11 protein-coding genes, 1 tRNA gene and 1 pseudogene are annotated in these 19,260 nt (G+C 40.4%); 10 read left to right on the top strand and 3 right to left on the bottom strand.

The genetic code is table 11. From position 1 onward, the window contains the following. Positions 1-17: 17 nt before the first annotated feature. A complete protein-coding gene (pyrB, locus tag HCG69_RS17385; protein ID WP_221651092.1) occupies positions 18-944 on the bottom strand; it encodes an aspartate carbamoyltransferase in 927 nt (308 codons plus the stop codon). 561 nt (positions 945-1,505) lie between these two features. On the opposite strand from pyrB, the gene HCG69_RS17390 reads away from it, so the two are divergent. The 5 genes and pseudogenes from HCG69_RS17390 to HCG69_RS17405 all read left to right on the top strand — a co-directional run bounded on the left by HCG69_RS17390 (position 1,506) and on the right by HCG69_RS17405 (position 7,535). After that, a complete protein-coding gene (locus HCG69_RS17390; RefSeq protein ID WP_221651093.1) occupies positions 1,506-3,842 on the top strand; it encodes a transglycosylase domain-containing protein in 2,337 nt (778 codons plus the stop codon). Then, positions 3,826-4,203, top strand: a pseudogene (locus HCG69_RS20770) (2-amino-4-hydroxy-6-hydroxymethyldihydropteridine diphosphokinase); the annotation flags it as partial. The gene HCG69_RS17390 and the pseudogene HCG69_RS20770, both read left to right, overlap by 17 nt. 36 nt (positions 4,204-4,239) lie before the next feature. Beyond that, positions 4,240-4,992, top strand: coding sequence for a 3-deoxy-manno-octulosonate cytidylyltransferase (kdsB, locus tag HCG69_RS20775; protein WP_255586203.1), 753 nt, complete (start codon positions 4,240-4,242; stop codon positions 4,990-4,992). Positions 4,993-5,007: 15 nt separating this feature from the next. After that, positions 5,008-6,294, top strand: a complete 1,287-nt coding sequence (locus tag HCG69_RS17400; protein ID WP_221651095.1) for a pitrilysin family protein — start codon at positions 5,008-5,010, stop codon at positions 6,292-6,294. Between the two features lie 89 nt (positions 6,295-6,383). Continuing rightward, positions 6,384-7,535: a phosphatidylinositol-4-phosphate 5-kinase gene (locus tag HCG69_RS17405; RefSeq protein WP_221651096.1), complete on the top strand. Its 1,152-nt coding sequence runs from the start codon at positions 6,384-6,386 to the stop codon at positions 7,533-7,535. 319 nt (positions 7,536-7,854) lie between these two features. Here HCG69_RS17405 and HCG69_RS17410 read toward each other — a convergent pair whose 3' ends face one another. Further along, complete coding sequence (locus tag HCG69_RS17410) at positions 7,855-8,793, bottom strand: ribose-phosphate pyrophosphokinase (RefSeq protein WP_221651097.1); 939 nt, start codon at positions 8,791-8,793, stop codon at positions 7,855-7,857. A 229-nt stretch (positions 8,794-9,022) separates the two neighbouring features. Here HCG69_RS17410 and HCG69_RS17415 point away from each other — a divergent pair, with 229 nt between their 5' ends. The 5 genes from HCG69_RS17415 (at position 9,023) to HCG69_RS17435 (ending at position 17,172) form a co-directional block, all read left to right on the top strand. Next, the gene (locus HCG69_RS17415) at positions 9,023-13,336 is read left to right on the top strand and encodes a DUF5113 domain-containing protein (protein ID WP_221651098.1); all 4,314 of its coding nucleotides are present in this window, start codon (positions 9,023-9,025) and stop codon (positions 13,334-13,336) included. 67 nt (positions 13,337-13,403) lie between these two features. Continuing rightward, positions 13,404-14,132, top strand: coding sequence for a DUF5932 domain-containing protein (locus HCG69_RS17420; RefSeq protein ID WP_002560350.1), 729 nt, complete (start codon positions 13,404-13,406; stop codon positions 14,130-14,132). Further along, positions 14,122-15,579 (top strand): AbgT family transporter, encoded by a 1,458-nt coding sequence (locus HCG69_RS17425; protein WP_221651099.1) that lies wholly within the window; start codon positions 14,122-14,124, stop codon positions 15,577-15,579. The genes HCG69_RS17420 and HCG69_RS17425 overlap by 11 nt, the downstream gene beginning before the upstream one ends. A gap of 89 nt (positions 15,580-15,668) precedes the next feature. Next, positions 15,669-15,742 (top strand) — tRNA-Arg (locus tag HCG69_RS17430). A 695-nt stretch (positions 15,743-16,437) separates the two neighbouring features. Further along, positions 16,438-17,172, top strand: a complete 735-nt coding sequence (locus HCG69_RS17435) for a tetratricopeptide repeat protein (RefSeq protein WP_221651100.1) — start codon at positions 16,438-16,440, stop codon at positions 17,170-17,172. A gap of 77 nt (positions 17,173-17,249) precedes the next feature. Here HCG69_RS17435 and HCG69_RS17440 read toward each other — a convergent pair whose 3' ends face one another. Further along, entirely contained in the window at positions 17,250-19,259 is a 2,010-nt protein-coding gene (locus HCG69_RS17440; protein ID WP_221651101.1) for an alpha amylase C-terminal domain-containing protein, read from the bottom strand. Position 19,260 lies beyond the last annotated feature (1 nt).

The raw sequence follows: 19,260 nt of genomic DNA on the forward strand, positions 1-19,260 counted from the left end.
ATTTTTGGTCATTAACTCTATTTTATATCTTCCAATGTTATTCCTAATACATCACACAGAATGGCTTCACGAGCATACAAACCGTTTTGTGCCTGTTGAAAGTAATAGGCCTTCGGGCTTTCGTCCACATCATAAGCTATTTCATTGACACGAGGTAGCGGATGAAGAATACGCAGATTAGGCCGTGTGTTCTCCAGCATCTGGGCGCGTAAGATATATACGTTTTTCACACGTTCGTATTCCATCAAATCGGTGAAGCGTTCGCGTTGTACCCGAGTCATATAAAGGATATCGGCTTCAGCAATCGTTTCTTCGGTAAAATCAGTATGTTCTACATATTTTATATTATGCTCTTTACAATATATTTTATATTCTTCCGGCATTTTCAGTTCATCGGGAGCTATGAAATGGAAAGTTGGGTTGAAGTGGCGCATGGCCATAAGTAGTGAGTGAACGGTACGGCCATATTTAAGATCGCCTACAAGATAGATATTTAGATTCTCGAGTGTACCTTGCGTTTTGTAGATTGAGTAAAGATCGAGCATTGTCTGCGATGGATGCTGATTGGCTCCGTCTCCGGCATTCACGATAGGTACCGTTGTTATCTCGCTTGCATAACGGGCAGCTCCTTCCAAATAATGACGCATTACGATAATATCGGCATAATTACTTACCATTTTAATCGTATCTTTCAGCGTTTCGCCTTTGGATGAGCTGGTCGCTTTCGGATCACTAAACCCAATAACACGTGCGCCAAGGCGATTGGCAGCTGTTTCAAAACTAAGTCGGGTACGGGTAGATGGTTCAAAGAACAGGGTGGCTACCACTTTATTTTCAAGTAGCCGGCGGTTGGGATTTTGTTCAAACTGCTTCGCCATTTCAAGCATATAAAGTATTTTTTCTTTTGAATGCTCGGCAATGGTTACTAAACTTCTGTTTTCCATTCTGTTATCTTTAATATTGATAGAACTTGTTTTCAGACTGTAAAGGTAGTGAGAAAATGCGGTATCTGCAATTATAAAATGGAAAATTGAAAGCTGAAAATTACCATGCGGCGTGATAGTACAGCTGATTTTCAATTTTGAACCTTTAATTTTAGTACCCACCCCGGCTACAGTCGCATTTAAACCGAGTGAGTCTGTCCAGAAACGATCTAAACCAAGAATGACTAAAAACGGTGTTTACGGTATCACAGTGGCCTACGCAGTTCATAGACCTTCTGTTGTGATTTGCAAAAAGTGCGCTGTAAATAAGTCAAATAGATTAAAGAAACTACTATTATAGAAAAGGAAATTGAAATAACATCTGATTACCGGACAGCAAAATGCCAGTTATAGTTTGTCGATTTTATAGTTACAATAAGTCCACATTTCTTAGGAGAACCATGCAGGCTATTAGTTATTTTTTGCTTTTCAATAACTTTGATTTGAATTGAAATTTGTACGTTCTCTGAATAATAACTATCTTTGCAACTTAATAAACTGATAATTTCGTAACAGAACGCAATGATAAAAAAAATAATAAAAGCCCTCTGGATATTCCTCGTTGTAGTAGTACTGTTTTGTGTGGGTATTTTTGCTTCCATATCGTATGGTTGGATAGGTTATATGCCTCCGGTGGAAGAGCTCGAAAATCCGGAATATAAATTTGCAGCCGAGATATTTTCCGAAGACGGAAAAGTACTCGGAACTTTTTCATTAAACCAGAATAATCGTGTTTACAGCAGTTATGCTGATTTATCTCCCAATATCATTAATGCTTTGATTGCCACCGAAGATGTCCGCTTTGCTCGACATTCGGGTATTGACGTAAAAGCTCTCTCCAGAGCCATCGTAAAACGTGGTATCCTGATGCAGAAAAGTGCAGGTGGGGGAAGTACACTTTCTCAGCAACTTGCTAAACAGTTGTTTACTGAAAATGTAGCAAGTAATACACTTCAGCGCCTTCTTCAAAAACCGATTGAATGGGTAATTGCTGTGAAGCTGGAACGCTACTATACAAAAGAAGAAATTCTGACGATGTATCTTAATAAATTTGACTTCTTGAATAATGCAGTAGGTATAAAAACTGCAGCTCACACTTATTTCGGTTGCGAACCCAAAGATCTGAAAACAGAAGAAGCCGCCATGTTGGTAGGTATGTGCCAGAATCCTTCACTCTACAATCCGGTATCCCGCAATTCCAAGATAAGGACAAATGCTTTGGGACGTCGCAATGTAGTTCTTGGTCAAATGGAAAAAGCAGGATACATTACCGAAGCAGAACGTGATTCCTTGCAGGCGCTTCCGTTAACGCTGACTTACAATCGCGTAGGGCATAATGAAGGTCTTGCAACTTATTTCCGTGAATATCTGCGTGGAGTACTGACTGCCAAAAAACCGGATAAAAGCGATTATCGTGGTTGGCAAATGCAGAAATTTTATGAGGATTCACTTTCATGGGAAACCGATCCTCTTTATGGGTGGTGTGCAAAGAATAAAAAGAAGGATGGTTCAAATTACAATGTCTATACCGATGGTTTAAAAATTTATACGACCATCGATTCGCGCATGCAACGTTATGCCGAAGAATCTGTAGAAGAACATATGAAAGATTTACAGGCACAATTCTTCAAAGAAAAAAAAGGTCGTAAAAAAGCACCATACAGCAATATGCTGACTCAACAGCAGATTGACGAAATCCTTGAAAGAGCTGTGAAGCAAACAGATCGTTACCGGGCAATGAAAAAAGACGGGGCTTCGGAGGCTGAAATCAAGAAGGCATTCAATACACCGGAGGAAATGTCTGTATTCAGTTGGGCAGGTGAAAAAGATACCATCATGACACCGATGGATTCTATTAAATACTATAAGCATTTTCTACGTACAGGGTTTATGTCAATGAATCCGTTCAACGGACATGTAAAAGCATATGTGGGAGGACCCAACTATAACTATTTCAAGTATGACATGGCTATGGTAGGACGCCGCCAGGTGGGATCTACAATAAAGCCCTATCTCTATACGCTCGCCATGGAAAACGGGTACTCTCCTTGTGACGAAACCCGGCACGTAGAGCAGACGCTAATGGATGAAAACGGTATCCCCTGGACTCCCCGTAATAGTACCAAAAAACGTTATGGAGAACTTGTAACTTTGAAATGGGGATTGGCTAATTCAAGCAATTGGGTATCGGCATATCTGATGGGAAAACTGAATCCGTATGCGTTGGTGCGGTTGATACATAGTTTCGGAGTTCGTAACAAAGACATAATGCCAACTGTATCGCTTTGCCTCGGTCCGTGTGAAATTTCGGTAGGAGAGATGGTGAGTGCTTATACGGCATTTGCCAATAAGGGTATCCGTGTGGCACCTCTGTTTGTTACCCGCATCGAAGATAATGAAGGTAACGTACTTGCAACGTTTGCTCCGCAAATGGATGAAGTGATCAGTGCGTCGAGCGCCTATAAAATGTTGGTCATGCTCCGTGCGGTAATCAACGAGGGTACCGGTGGACGTGTTCGCAGCCGATATGGTATTACAGCCGATATGGGTGGTAAAACAGGTACTACAAATGCTAATTCTGATGGTTGGTTTATGGGCTTTATTCCTTCACTTGTATCCGGTTGTTGGGTCGGAGGCGAAGAACGTGATATTCATTTTGATACGATGACCTACGGACAAGGAGCTTCTTTGGCATTGCCTATCTGGGGAAAATATATGAAAAAGGTATTTGACGATAAGACACTGGGATATGATCCGTCAGAGCATTTCCAGTTGCCCGAAGGATTTGATCCTTGTGCCGGATCGGAGGTTAGCTCAGAAGACTCTGGAGAGCTTGGACTGGATGATCTTTTTAATTAAAAATTCTGCATTGAAAAGTTGTCTTATCTGTATTGGAAGTAACTATGACCGGAAGGAGAACCTCCTTCTGGCACGCCAAAGACTACAGGCTCTGTTTCCTACTGTTCGTTTTGCAACAGAGGAGGAAACAGAGCCGTTGCATTTGAGGAGTTCCGCATTGTTTTCCAATCAAGTGGCGGAGTTTATTACCGGACTTGAGGAGGTGTGTGTAGTAGATAAATTGAAAGCCATTGAACATGAAGCTGGTCGCCGTCCGGGTGATAAAGCAAAAGAGAAAATCTGTCTGGATATAGACTTATTGATGTACAACGGCAAGATACTGAAGCCAGAAGATATGGAACGAGAATATGTTCGGAAGGGATTAAAAGAGTTAGATTACTGTTTAGATTTAAATGATATGAAATTTATAGGAATAATACCTGCCCGCTATGCTTCTACGCGTTTTCCTGCAAAGCCATTGGCTATCCTTGGAGGGAAAACCGTGATACAGCGTGTATACGAACAAGTGGCAGGAATTCTTGACGATGCCTACGTGGCAACAGACGATGTACGTATTGAAGCTGCGGTAAAAGCTTTCGGTGGTAAAGTTGTCATGACATCTGTAGAACATAAAAGTGGCACGGATCGCTGTTATGAAGCTGCGACTAAAATTGGTGGTAACTTTGATGTCGTAGTCAATATACAAGGTGACGAACCATTTATTCAGCCATCACAATTGCAGGCTATAAAAGCTTGTTTTGAGGATATAACGACTCAAATTGCTACATTAGTCAAACCATTTGATACCAATGATGCTTTTGAAACACTGGAAAATGCAAATTCGCCTAAAGTAGTAGTAAACAAGAACTGGAATGCATTGTATTTCAGTCGTTCTATAATTCCATATCTACGTGGTGTGGAAAAATCCGAATGGCTCCAAAGTCATACCTATTATAAACATATCGGACTTTATGCCTATCGCACCGAAGTATTGAAAGAGATTACTTCGCTTCCGCAGTCTTCTCTAGAGCTAGCCGAATCGTTGGAACAACTCCGTTGGCTGGAGAATGGTTATACAATCAAGGTAGGAGTCAGTGAAGTAGAAACAATTGGTATTGATACTCCTCAGGATCTCGTACGGGCAGAGGAATTTCTGAAAAATAGAAAATGATTTTATATCGCAGCCATGGATAGAACGATACAACCCGAGATCCGGGACTTGGAAAATTTAATTGTTACCCTCCCGATGCGGACTACGTTGTCCAATGGTATTCCTCTGGCGGTAATCAAGGCAGGGGAACAGGAAGTAGTGCGTATGGATATCCTCTTTGCCGGAGGACGATGGCAACAGACTCAGAAATTACAGGCTCTTTTCACGAATCGGATGCTTCGTGAAGGATCATGTAAATATACCGCTTCGGATATTGCAGAGAAACTGGATTATTATGGTGCGTGGCTGGAACTCTCCAGTTCATCAGAATATGCATATATTACGCTGTATTCATTAAACAAGTATTTTGCTGAAACAATTGAGGTTCTGGAATCTATAATAAAAGAACCTCTTTTTCCCGAAAAAGAACTAAACACAGTACTCGATGTAAACATACAGCAATATCTTGTTAATTCTTCCAAAGTTGATTTTCTGGCTCAGCGAAGTTTGCTCACTGCGCTTTATGGAAGCGAACATCCCTGTGGCCGTTTGACAGAAGAGGAAGATTACCGCCTGATTACTCCTGATGTACTTCGTGAATTTTATAATGAATATTATCATTCCGGTAATTGCTCTATTTTCCTGTCCGGTAAAGTAACAGACGACGTTATTCGCAAGGTAGAGTCTGCTTTCGGTAATACTCCTTTTGGTAACTATCGGTATCCTTTGGTGAAAAAAGAATATACTTTTACCACTATGGCCGATAAAAGAATATTTGTAGAACGAGATGACGCATTGCAGAGTGCCATAAAACTGGGTACTACAACCATTGAACGTACGCATCCTGACTATCTGAAACTACGTGTATTGATGACCCTTTTCGGAGGTTATTTTGGCAGCAGGTTGATGTCTAATATACGCGAGGATAAGGGATATACTTATGGTATTTCAGCAGGTACCCTGTTTTATCCCGGAAGCGGCATGATTCTGATTAGTACGGAAGCCGATAACGAATATGTAGAACCTTTAATCAGAGAGGTCTATCATGAGATCGACAGACTTCGGGTTGAACCTGTTCCTGTGAGCGAACTGACAATGGTACGCAACTATATGCTGGGAGAAATGTGCCGTAATTATGAGTCTCCTTTCTCGCTGGCAGATGCATGGATGTTCATCTATACTTCAAAGTTGGATGATGCTTATTTTGCCCGCTCATTGCAGGCTGTAAAAGAAGTTACACCGGAAGAAATTAAAGAATTGGCTAATCGTTATTTGTGCAAAGAGACATTAAAAGAGGTCATCGCAGGTAAAAAGTTGTCATAAAAAGGCGATGATAACTGTGTGTTTTGCCTGAGAAATTGTATCTTTGTCACATCGCTAATCGTAATTCGTAACTTGTAATTTGTAAATTAATGAAATATCTATATACTGCACTCATATTGGTTTTTCTTTCCCAGGAAGGAGCCGTAGCACAAAATAAAGGTGGCTTTTTCGGAAAAATCAAGGATACTTTTTCCACTGAAATCAAAATAGGAAACTATACATTTAAAGACGGATCCGTGTATACCGGAGAAATGAAAGGTCGTAAACCAAATGGTAAAGGAAAGACTGTTTTTAAGAATGGAGACACATACGAAGGGGAATATGTAAAAGGAAAACGTGAAGGCTTCGGAATATATACTTTTCCGGATGGAGAAAAATATGAAGGGCAGTGGTTCCAAGATCAGCAGCACGGAAAAGGCATTTTCTACTTTATGAATAACAACCGTTATGACGGTATGTGGTTTCAGGACTATCAGCATGGGCAGGGTACAATGTATTACCATAATGGAGATATCTATGAAGGTAACTGGGCTAATGATAAACGTGAGGGCCAGGGTACATATACATGGAGAGACGGTTCGAAATATGTAGGTAACTGGAAGAATGACAAAAAAGACGGTAAAGGTGTGCTGGCATGGAACAATGGCTGCAAATATGATGGTGAATGGAAAAATGATGTCCGAGAGGGTAAAGGAACTTTTGAATATACCAACGGAGAAAAATATGTAGGTGACTGGATGGATGATCTGCAACATGGACAAGGTATTTTCTATCTGGGAGAAGATCGCTATGAAGGTTCATATGTACAAGGTGAACGTACTGGAGCAGGTATCTATTACCATGCAAATGGTGATAAGTATGTAGGAAATTTCAAGAATGGTATGCAGGATGGTGAGGGTACATTTACATGGGCAAACGGAGCCGTATACAAAGGGCATTGGAAAGAAAACAAAAGAAACGGACGTGGTAAGTATACTTGGAGTAATGGTGATACATACGATGGAGAGTGGAAGAATAATCAACCCAATGGAGAAGGAATATTAATTCTGACCAATGGTACAAAGTATAAAGGCGGATTTGTAAATGGTCTTGAAGAAGGTAAAGGTATCCAGGAAGATAAAGACGGACACCGTTACGAAGGATTCTTCAAGCAAGGAAAGAAGCACGGGCCGTTTGTTGAAACAGATGGTAATGGCAAAGTTATTCGTAAAGGGAGCTATAAATTCGGAAGATTGGAGTAGGGGATTTTATACGGAGAAGATACTTTCTGATTTTTAGTTGAAACGCAGGTTAACGCAAAGATTTAATTCAATGGTACAGTCTTTGATCTACGAAAATCTGTATTAATTTGCGTTTTTAGAGATATTCAGAAACCTTATAAAATCAGCCAACTAATTCATTTCGAACTAGTTGGCTTTTTTTTATATCCATTTACACATGCCAACTGTTATTTTTAGAACATTTACTGAATCTCTCTTTTTTAAATTCTAAAAAAAGTGGCGACACAATCTGTAAATTAATTGTGCCGCCACTTTTTTGTTTTTCAGAATTGCTCGTATATTAAATAATATATTGTGAACTGATTGATTCGTTACTAACGACACGTCTGATCGTTTCAGCAAACATGTCTGCAATACTTAACTGTTTAACTTTAGCGCACTTCTTCGAATAAGGGATACTATCGGTAAATACCATTTCAGTGAGATTTGATTCCTGCACACGGAAAGAAGCAGGATCTGACATAACACAATGGCTTGCAATAGCACGAACAGATTTTGCACCGGCTTCTACCATGATGTTGGCAGCCTTAGTGATCGTACCTGCTGTATCTACGATATCATCAATTAAAACAACATTTTTATCTTTCACATCACCAATAATCTGCATAGAGGCAACCTCATTAGCTTTTTCACGTGATTTATTGCAAAGTACCAAAGGTACACCGAGGTATTTTGAAAATGTACTTGCACGTTTTGAGCCGCCTACGTCAGGAGTAGCGATAACCAGATTCTCCAGATGTAGTGACTGAATGTAGGGAAGGAATACTGCCGAAGCATACAAATGGTCAACCGGAATGTTAAAGAATCCCTGAATCTGGTCAGCATGAAGGTCCATTGTGATCAGACGGTCAATACCTGCTACTGCAAGTAAATCGGCTACCAGTTTTGCACCGATAGAAACACGAGGTTTGTCTTTTCTGTCCTGACGTGCCCAGCCAAAATATGGAACAACAGCAACTACGCTCTTCGCAGATGCTCGTTTTGCTGCATCAATCATCAGCAGAAGTTCCATTAAATTGTCAGAGTTTGGGAAAGTGGATTGAACCAAGAATACATGTGAACCACGGATTGACTCTTCATAAGAAACAGCAAATTCACCATCTGCAAAATGGGTGATATTCATGTTTCCCAGAGGACAATTGAGGCTAGCGCAGATTTTCTCTGCCAGGTATCTCGAATTGGTTCCCGAGAATACCATAAAGGGTGCTTTTTCGCTCATTTTATAATAGTTGTTACCTATTTGTTAATTTGCCCGCAAAGGTATGAAATCTCCCGACAATCTAAAAGACTTATTGTAGAAAAAATATTTTTTCATTCCTATTCACGGGAAATATTTGTAGATTTGCGAGATTAAATAATGTACCCATTAAATAATATGCCAATCGGCTGCACTATTTAACATACCGCAGGTAATTGGCATATCGGTACATTGAACAATTATTGAAACGATGAACCGTCACCTGCCTTTGTATATACTGTGCATGCTGTTGCTTACAGCACTCTTTTCGTGTGTCGGTACAGCACCGACTAAAGAGGTACGATTTATCGACTCTTTGAATCGAAGAGCGTATGCTTATCGTTACAAAAATCTGGATTCTTCCTATCATCCTGCATTAGAAGCCTATCAAAAATCCCGCCTTTATAATCAGGGGAAAGCAGAGGCCTGCAATAATTTGGGATTTTGTGCATTCATGAAAATGGATTTTGAACGTGCCGAAGGGTTACACAAAGAAGTATACGGACTTACCAAAAATGAATTGGAATTACTTATTGCAGATGTAGGACTGATGAAGATCTATCAGCGGGCGGGTATGAATAAAGAATATTACGATTATCGTAACAGCGCTATCCGGCGAATGAAACGTATTCGTGAAGACAGCAATGTTTTTGCAGACAAGCATGAGACACTACGGTTGAATTATGCCTTCACAGAGTTCTTTATAGTATCTGCCGTTTATTACTATTATCTTCAGCAACGTCCCGAAGCAATGGAAGCACTGGATAAGATTCCGCAAGACGAAGCTTTGAATGAGGATACCAATCAATATCTTTACTTTCATTATATCAAAGGATCGGCTTCTTTGTGTGAAGGTGATACACCGGACGAACGGAAATTACATGAATATGACGAACTCTATACTACCTGGAGACTGGCTTCCCGCGAAGGTTATCTTTATTTTGTCGGGAACAGTATGCAGGGATTGGCTAACCTGCTGATACCTAAAGGAGATTTTGACTTGATTGTTTCAAGACGTTCACATTCATTGAAGCAATTGGGCATACCAATTGACTCTTTGCTACCTTTAAGATTGGGAGAAAAAGCATTGCAAACCTTCAGAGAATACGATGACCTGTATCAAATTGCCGGTGCTTATGTCTCTATCGGAAAATATCTCAATGCTCATGGTTTGTATTCTGACGCACTCGATTCTCTGGGCAAAGCATTGGAATGCGTAAATTATCACCATCTTTTGTATTATCATCATGCAGCCGATACATTAGACAAATTACAGTCTTTTGTCGGTGCTGATACCATTTTTACCGAAATGACGTGGATAGGACGAGAGAGAGTCAAAACTGTACCCGAATGGATATCCCGTATTCGTGAGCAGTTGAGTGTTTCTTATGCAGGTTTGGGCATGAAGTCGGAATCTGACTATAACCGCAATATCTATCTGGATATATTAAATGATACCCGTCAGGACAAAGAGCTGGAAAGTCGTTATGCCTATCTGGAAGCAGAGTCCAAACAGCTGAATATCGTACTTTTCTTTGTTACAGTAGGTTTGTTGCTGGTAATCGTTTTATTCTGGATTTTCAATAAACGTTCCAAAATAAAAAATCGCATTTACACAGAACGGTTGCAACAGACGCTGGTTCTTTGCCGGGATATTACGGCTTCTATTCCGATGAATATACCTCTTATCCAGCAAGGCATTGACCGGCTATTCGGATCGGACCGGATCACTTTGGAAGTTACTGAAGAGGGAAAGACAAACTTCGTCCACAATCATCGGCTGAGTCGTGATGAGCAGGCATTAGTACATATATTGATACCCTACGTTGAGTGGGCTATGGATAATGAGCAGGCCATTGCTTTACTCAGTGACGAGCGTAACCAGCTGGAAAAACAACGTTATGTCTATGAACAGCATATTGCTGCCAACAAACGTCAGAATCTGATAAAAAAGTCGTGTCTTGCTATTGTGAATGGTATCAATCCTTATATAGACCGCATACTCAACGAGGTGCACAAACTCACGGAAAAAGGTTTCATGAAAGACCCGCGAATCAAAAAAGAAAAATACCAATATATTGACGAATTAGTAACCACGATCAATGAATATAATGATATTCTTGCCTTGTGGATTAAGATGAAACAGGGTACATTGAGTCTGAATATAGAAATTTTCAGTTTAAATGAGCTTTTTGAACTTTTGGGAAAAGGACGCAGAGCCTTCGAAATGAAGGATCAAACACTCGAAATAGAACCCACCCAAGCATTGGTAAAGGCGGACAGGGCGTTGACCTTGTTTATGATAAATACACTGGCCGAAAATGCCCGTAAATATACTCCCGAAGGGGGGAAGATACATATTTATGCCTGCCAGACCGAAGAATACGTTGAAATATCGGTGGAAGATAACGGACGCGGACTTTCTGCCGAAGATGTGGCGCGTATTATTGGCGAAAAAGTATATGATTCACGTGCTATCGGAATGAAAGATACGGAGGATACGGAAGTGCTGCGACAGAATAAGGGAAGTGGTTTCGGACTGATGAACTGCAAAGGCATTATTGAGAAGTATCGTAAAACGAATGATTTGTTCCGGGTATGTCTGTTCAGCGTTGAAAGCGAACCGGGAAAGGGGAGTCGTTTCTATTTCCGCCTTCCGCCAGGAGTACGAAAGGTAATGGGAATTTTGTTCTGTTTGCTATTGCCTTCGTGTCTGTTCTCTTCTTGTATGAAAGAGGCCGAACTGGCATATGTTGTTTCTCCGATGGATTCTTTAACTTTGGCAGCAGATTCCAATTATGACCAATTGCTTGACGAAGCATCAGACTATGCCAACGCAGCCTATTTTGCTAATGTAGATGGCTATTATGAAGCAGCCCTGCAATATGCAGACTCCGCTATTATGGTACTGAACAGGCATTATAAGAAATATGCCCGCCGGCCGTACCGGTATATGAAACTGATTGGTGAAGGTACTCCGGCAGAACTGACCTGGTGGAATGAAATGTTCGATTCGGATTTTCATGCAATACTGGATATAAGAAACGAAGCAGCCGTTGCTTTTCTTGCGTTAAAACAGTTGGATGGATATAACTATAATAATGCAGCATTTACAGCCCTTTATAAGTTGCAAAGTGAGGATCAGTCATTAGAGGGCTACTGTCGCCAATTGGAACGTTCTACAACGAACAAAATAGTAGGTATTATTCTTTGCATCCTTTTACTGGTAATTTCTCTGGCAGGCTATTATCTTATATATATACGCAAACGCCTACTCAACCGTTTGAATTTGGAACAGGTGCTTGAGATAAACAAAAAAGTTTTTGCATCTTCACTTATACGTTCACAGGAGTCGACCGAAGCTTTGCAGCGCGAAGAGGATACGTTGAAAGAGATTCCACAACGACTCGTTGACGAAGCATTTGATTCTATTAACGAACTACTGACAATTGACCGGCTCAGCCTTGCCGTGTATAATGAGACTACACATCATCTGGAGTTTGCTTCCAATCCCCGGCTTGATATAATGCCTGAGTTGATGCAATGTTGTTTCAACGAGCAAACTTATCAGTCTGATGGGCTTGCACAGGCTATCCCATTAGTAGTGGATGCTGGAGGAGAGCATCAGTGCGTAGGTGTACTTTACCTGGAACGCCGTGAGGGAACTGAATTAGAAACAGATCGGCTACTGTTTGAATTGGTGGCCCGTTACGTAGCAATCGTAGTGTTCAATGCTGTAGTGAAACTGGCAATGAAATACCGGGATATTGAATCTGCACATGAAGAGGCACAACGTGCTTCCTGGGAAGACAGTATGCTGCATGTTCAGAATATGGTACTCGACAATTGCCTTTCTACCATCAAACACGAGACTGTTTATTATCCCAATAAAATAAAACAGATCGTTGGTAAGTTGAATACACAAAATCTTTCGGAAACAGAAGAACGGGAGAATGTGGAAGCTATCAGTGAATTGATAGAGTACTATAAAGGCATCTTTACCATCCTTAGTTCCTGTGCTTCCCGGCAATTGGAAGAGGTTACATTCCGGCGGAGTACGATTCAGGTTTCCGATCTTTTTGAATACGCAGCTAAGTATTTCCGAAGGGTTAGTAAGGGAAAAAGAACCGGAGTTGAGTTAATGATCGAACCAATGGAGGGCCGGGTTATCGGAGATATCAATCAACTTCGTTTTCTTCTTGAAAATCTGATAGACGAAGCGCTCGATAGGTCTGAAAACGGAATATTGAAATTAAGTGCCAAAGAAGAGGATGAATATGTACGCTTTCTTTTTACTGATACCCGTCGAGAAAAGAGCGTAGAAGAGCTGAACCAATTGTTTTATCCCAATCTGGCACGCATGACTGCTGGTGAAAAAGGAGAACTCCGCGGTACGGAATATTTGATATGTAAGCAAATTATTCGCGATCATGATGAATTTGCCGGACGACGTGGATGCCGTATCAATGCCGAGCCTGCTGTGGGTGGAGGGTTTACTGTTTACTTTACCATACCCAGGCGATGATAACAATAGATGTAAAGCAGCATAATAATATGTGTAACGAGTCATAACAATATATGTAACGAAACGTATGGAAGACAGAAAATTTAAAGTAATTATCGTAGAAGATGTAAAGTTAGAACTGAAAGGTACAGAAGAGATTTTTCGGCATGAAATACCCAATGCAGAAGTTATAGGGACCGCTATGACTGAAGCTGAATTCTGGCCGTTAATGGAAGCTCAATTACCCGATCTGGTACTGCTCGATCTTGGTTTGGGTGGTTCTACCACTATTGGAGTAGATATCTGCCGCAATATATTCAAACGTTACAAAGGAGTACGGGTGCTTATTTTCACAGGTGAAATATTGAATGAAAAACTATGGGTAGATGTACTGAATGCAGGAGCCGACGGCATTATCCTGAAGACAGGTGAACTGCTGACTAAGACCGATGTACAAGCAGTGATGGACGGCAAGAAACTTGTATTCAACTATCCCATACTTGAGAAGATAGTAGATCGGTTTAAAGCCTCTGTAGGTAACGATGCCAAACGTCAGGAAGCTGTCATCAATTACGATATCGATGAATATGACGAACGTTTTTTACGCCATCTCGCCTTGGGATATACCAAAGAGATGATAGCCAATCTCAAGGGTATGCCTTTTGGAGTGAAGTCGCTCGAAAAACGGCAGAATGATCTTGTCGGACGACTCTTTCCTAATGGAGAACGGGTAGGGGTGAATGCTACCCGTCTGGTAGTACGTGCATTTGAACTTCGTATCCTCGATCTTGATAATCTGGAAGCCGATGAAGAATAGCAAATGGCGTATGCCACATCCGGCCACAATGTTCCTTGTGCTGACAATGTTCGTTGTGCTTCTTTCGTGGATATTTGACATCTACGGACTAAGCGTTACATTGCCACAAACAGGTGAGGAAATTCGTGTGCAAAGCTTGTTAAGTCCGGAAGGTATTCGCTGGTTGCTTCGTCATATAGTTACCAATTTCACCGGATTTGCTCCTTTGGGAATGGTAATTGTAGCTATGTTTGGTATAGGAGTAGCGCAACACTCCGGCTTTATAGATGCTTGTATCCGGCAGGGAATTCGTGGAAAGCAGGAGAAAGAGAAAATTATTCTTTGGGTTATTTTCCTGGGATTGCTTTCAAACGTAGTAGGTGATGCTGGTTATATTATATTGCTGCCTATTGCTGCTACTTTGTTTCATTCCGTGGGGTTACATCCGGTAGCTGGAATTATCACAGCTTATGCATCTGTAGCTTGCGGTTATAGTGCTAATGTTGTACTAAGCACGATGGATCCTTTGCTGGCCCGCACCACAGAAGAAGCCGCAGTGGCAGGCGGTATAGAACACGGTGATACGGGGCCGTTATGCAATTATTATTTCATGTTTGTTTCTACTTTTCTCATTGCTGCCGTCGTTTATTGGGTAACGCGCCGTAAATTACTTCCGGCTATGGGCAATTATGGTGGAAGTACACTCTTTGAAGGTTATAAACCGCTTTCTCGTAAGGAACGCCGTGCTTTAACAATGGCCATCATTGTAGGCGTGGCCTATGTCGCTGTAGTACTTTGGCTAACTTTCTCTTCCTATGGTATTTTGCGTGGTGTAAGTGGTAATCTGATGCGTTCTCCTTTTATTATGGGGATATTGTTTCTTATTTCCTTGGGAGCCGGACTTATGGGAATGATCTACGGATTCAGTTCAGGGCGGTATCGTACGGATGCAGATGTGATAGAAGGTTTGGCACAACCTATGAAGTTACTGGGAGTATATTTTGTTATCGCCTTTTTTGCAGCACAGATGTTTGCTTGTTTTGAGTATTCACACCTCGACAAGTGCCTGGCTATTATGGGAGCAAATCTACTCTCTTCTATTGAGTTTGGTAACTTGTCGACTCTTATCCTTTTTATCTTATTCAGTGCGCTGATCAATCTCATCATGGTATCTGCAACCTCCAAATGGACATTTATGGCATTCATTTTCATTCCGATATTCGATAAAATGGGTGTTTCCCCGGATGTAGTGCAGTGTGCTTTTCGTATAGGAGACAGTGCAACCAATGCCATTACTCCTTTTCTTTTTTATATGCCTTTAGTATTGACTTATATGCAGCAATATGACAAGAACTCCTCTTATCTTTCCCTATTAAGATATACATGGCGTTATTCTGTTTACATTTTAATAGCCTGGACTTTGTTATTTATTTTGTGGTATTTAACAGGCTTACCTTTAGGATTATAGCCTTTTCTGCACAGAGAAAGACGCAAAAAAACACAGAAATGTTTTTGAAGTTTCAGAAAAAGCATTACCTTTGCACCGCAATTAAGGATGGTCCCGTAGCTCAGCTGGATAGAGCAACGCCCTTCTAAGGCGTGGGTCAAGCGTTCGAATCGCTTCGGGATCACAAAAAGGAGATTACAATAGTAGTCTCCTTTTTTGTTGTATATCATTGAGCATACGCCAAACACCTGACTGTTAGTTGTATGATTTTGCATTTGATCGGGATCACAAAAAGAGTGATTGAAATAGTTTTTTGGGGGTTGTGCAGGCAATTACATTTTTCTTATCGTCACAAACTATTTTTTACTCCTTTCTTTCCCATCTATAAAAAGTTTGTAATCGAAGTACATGAACATTTGTATTCAAGGAAGATTGCTCAACTTTCTCCATTTATCAGTAATAATCAAGTTTTAAAAATGATAAATATTTGTACTAAATTTCCGAATGTAGATACTGAATTTCCAGACATAATAACAACTATTATTTTTTCAATATATATTTGCATCACTGTTCTACAGATATCTGAGAAGAAAAATGTAGAGTATTGTTTGTTTTGTTTGTGTGTGATGGATTCTTCTCAAGCGTGAGAAGAATCCATCTTTTTATTTTATATCTATTTATTAATATAAATCAACTGATAACAGGCTGTATGTACTTTCTAAACAATCAGAAAGAAGTATGTTTATCGCCATCATATATGAATAAAATGTATGTTTCGTAGTGTGAAAGAGCCTATAAAAAACAAAATAGCTTTGTTATTCTATTCATTTCTTGTTACATTTGAACGATAAACAATTAAAAAGACACATTTTAAGAACCATGAGAAAATTTATTTTGCTTGCTGCTTTGTGCTGTGCCACAGGCAGTATCTTTGGTCAAACAGACCCTAATCAGTTAAAAAAAGAAGGAAATGACGCTTTAAATGCTAAGAATTACCAGGTTGCTTTTACTAAATACGATGCGTATTTGAAGCAAACGAATAATTCAGACTCCGTAATGGCTTATAATTGTGGTGTATGTGCTGATCAGATAAAAAAATATGCTGATGCGGTGAAGTACTTCGATGTGGCCATTCAAAAGAATTATAATGTAGCCAATGCATATGCCCGTAAAGCTGGTGCATTAAAAGATTTGAAAAAGGATGCGGAAATGGTGGAAACATTGGAAGCCGGCCTTAAAGTTGCCCCGGGCAATAAAACAATGGAGAAACTATATGCTATCTATTATTTGAAGGAAGGACAAAAATTCCAGAAAGCCAATGATATTAATAAGGCAGAAGATAGTTACAAACAAGTAACTACGTTGAGCAATAAAAAATGGAAAACAGATGCTCTTTACAGTCTGGGAGTGTTGTTCTACAATAATGGAGCTAATGTCTTGAAAAAAGCCGCTCCACTGGCTACTTCTGATGCAGACAAATATGCAACGGAAAAAGCTGCTGCCGATGCCGATTTCAAGAAAGCTTCAGATTATTTAAAAGAAGCTGTAGCTTTGTCTCCGGATAGAGCTGAAATTAAGAAAATGTTGGGGCAGGTAGAAGAGAGCCTGAAATAATAAAAGCTTATCATAATAAAGAAGAGAGCCACTTTTTATATGGAAGTGGCTCTCTTCTTTATTATTAGAGTAGTATTTTACTTTTTACGCAATACCATCGCTGTACGAGCCGGAATATAAAGTTTCAACCATTCTTTCTTTTCCTTTTTGTATAAAGGATCGGATATAGTGAAATGTGTAATGGTATCGTCAGAGAGTCCATTACCTCCAAACTGTACACTATCTGTGTTCAAAATTACTTCATATGCACCCGGAGCAACCAGGAAACCATAATCTGTAAACGACTGTTTAGGATTGAAGTTGAATACAAATATGAGATCTCTACGTTGATATACGAGTACCTGATCGCCGTCATTATGCCAGATTTCTTGTATTGGCGTAGCCTGAAAATCTTTTATGCTTTTAATTACCTTCAGCATATCTTCGTCAAAATCTGCCATATAATGATAGGTCAGATTCTTATTATCTACCAGATCCCATTGACGACGGGCGTACTTGCACGACCAGCCATTTCCCTCGCGTGGGAAATCAATCCATTCGGGATGTCCGAATTCATTTCCCATGAAATTCAGATAACCGCCATTAATTGTAGTAGCAGTAAGCAGACGAATCATTTTGTGAAGAGCAATACCACGATTTACTGTGTAATTTTCATCTCCCTTTTGCATATGCCAGTACATATCGGCATCAATCAGACGGAAAATAATAGTCTTGTCACCTACTAATGCCTGGTCATGACTCTCAGCATAGGATATTGTCTTTTCATCCTGACGGCGATTGGTAACTTCCCAAAACATACTGGAAGGTTTCCAGTCTTCATCAATTTTCTCTTTGATTGTTTTTATCCAATAGTCCGGAATATTCATAGCCATACGATAGTTAAAGCCATAGCCACCATCTTCTACTTTGGCTGCTAATCCCGGCATACCCGAAACTTCTTCTGCAATAGTAATTGCTTTGGGGTTCACCATATGAATTAACTCGTTGGCAAGCGTCAGATAACACATTGCATTGTCATCTTCGTGTCCATTGAAATAATCACCATAATTAGAGAAACTTTCTCCCAATCCGTGGCTATAATACAACATTGAGGTTACACCGTCAAAACGGAAACCGTCAAACTGATACTCTTCCAACCAATATTTGCAATTGGACAGTAAAAAATGTATTACTTCGTTTTTGCCATAATCAAAACAGAGAGAATCCCATGCCGGATGTTCACGACGTGCTCCCGGATAGAAATATTGATTAGGATCACCGGCAAAATTGCCCAGACCTTCTACCTCGTTCTTCACAGCATGAGAGTGAACAATATCCATTATTACAGCAATACCCAATCCGTGAGCAGTATCAATCAGTTCTTTGAGCTCTTCAGGAGTACCGAAACGCGAAGAAGCCGCAAAGAAACTCGATACATGATAGCCAAAGCTACCATAATATGGATGTTCCTGAATGGCCATAATCTGAATACAGTTGTAACCAGCTTTTGCTATACGGGGAAGAATCTTTTCACGGAACTCACTGTAAGTCCCTACCTTCTCCTCTTGCTGAGCCATACCGATATGGCATTCATAAATAAGTAATGGATCAGTAGAAGGTTTAAATGTTTTTTTGCGAAATTTGAAGGGTTTCTCGGGATTCCAAACCTGTGCACTGAAGATTTTTGTATTCTCATCCTGTACCACTCGCGTAGCCCAGGCCGGAATACGTTCTCCTTGTCCTCCGTCCCAATAAACGATCAGTTTGTAAAGATCGCCATGTTGCATTGCATTCGCGGGCAGATTGATTTCCCAATTACCATTCTGCAAACGCTTCAGGCTATATTCTTCTTTCTCTTCCCAATTGTTGAATGTACCTACCATGTAAATATGGGTTGCATTGGGCGCCCATTCACGGAAAGTCCATCCTTTGTCTGTACGATGCAAACCGAAGTATAAGTATCCCGAAGCAAAGTCCGACAGGGTTTGTTTTCCTCCGTTTGTCAGTTCGGCTTCCTTATCCATAGCATATTGATGCCGTCCGGTAATAGCTGCAGCATACGGTTCCAGCCAAGGGTCACTTTTAATAAGATTCAATGTTTTCTCCATA

Origin of the sequence: Bacteroides sp. K03, from assembly GCF_019734355.1 — a bacterium.
Classification (GTDB): domain Bacteria; phylum Bacteroidota; class Bacteroidia; order Bacteroidales; family Bacteroidaceae; genus Bacteroides; species Bacteroides nordii.

Bases quoted from the DNA above. Each gene is read 5' to 3' on its own strand.
- pyrB (WP_221651092.1), bottom strand. From the start codon at position 944: ATGGAAAACAGAAGTTTAGTAACCATTGCCGAGCATTCAAAAGAAAAA.
- HCG69_RS17390 (WP_221651093.1), top strand. From the start codon at position 1,506: ATGATAAAAAAAATAATAAAAGCCCTCTGGATATTCCTCGTTGTAGTA.
- kdsB (WP_255586203.1), top strand. From the start codon at position 4,240: ATGAAATTTATAGGAATAATACCTGCCCGCTATGCTTCTACGCGTTTT.
- HCG69_RS17400 (WP_221651095.1), top strand. From the start codon at position 5,008: ATGGATAGAACGATACAACCCGAGATCCGGGACTTGGAAAATTTAATT.
- HCG69_RS17405 (WP_221651096.1), top strand. From the start codon at position 6,384: ATGAAATATCTATATACTGCACTCATATTGGTTTTTCTTTCCCAGGAA.
- HCG69_RS17410 (WP_221651097.1), bottom strand. From the start codon at position 8,793: ATGAGCGAAAAAGCACCCTTTATGGTATTCTCGGGAACCAATTCGAGA.
- HCG69_RS17415 (WP_221651098.1), top strand. From the start codon at position 9,023: ATGAACCGTCACCTGCCTTTGTATATACTGTGCATGCTGTTGCTTACA.
- HCG69_RS17420 (WP_002560350.1), top strand. From the start codon at position 13,404: ATGGAAGACAGAAAATTTAAAGTAATTATCGTAGAAGATGTAAAGTTA.
- HCG69_RS17425 (WP_221651099.1), top strand. From the start codon at position 14,122: ATGAAGAATAGCAAATGGCGTATGCCACATCCGGCCACAATGTTCCTT.
- HCG69_RS17435 (WP_221651100.1), top strand. From the start codon at position 16,438: ATGAGAAAATTTATTTTGCTTGCTGCTTTGTGCTGTGCCACAGGCAGT.
- HCG69_RS17440 (WP_221651101.1), bottom strand. From the start codon at position 19,259: ATGGAGAAAACATTGAATCTTATTAAAAGTGACCCTTGGCTGGAACCG.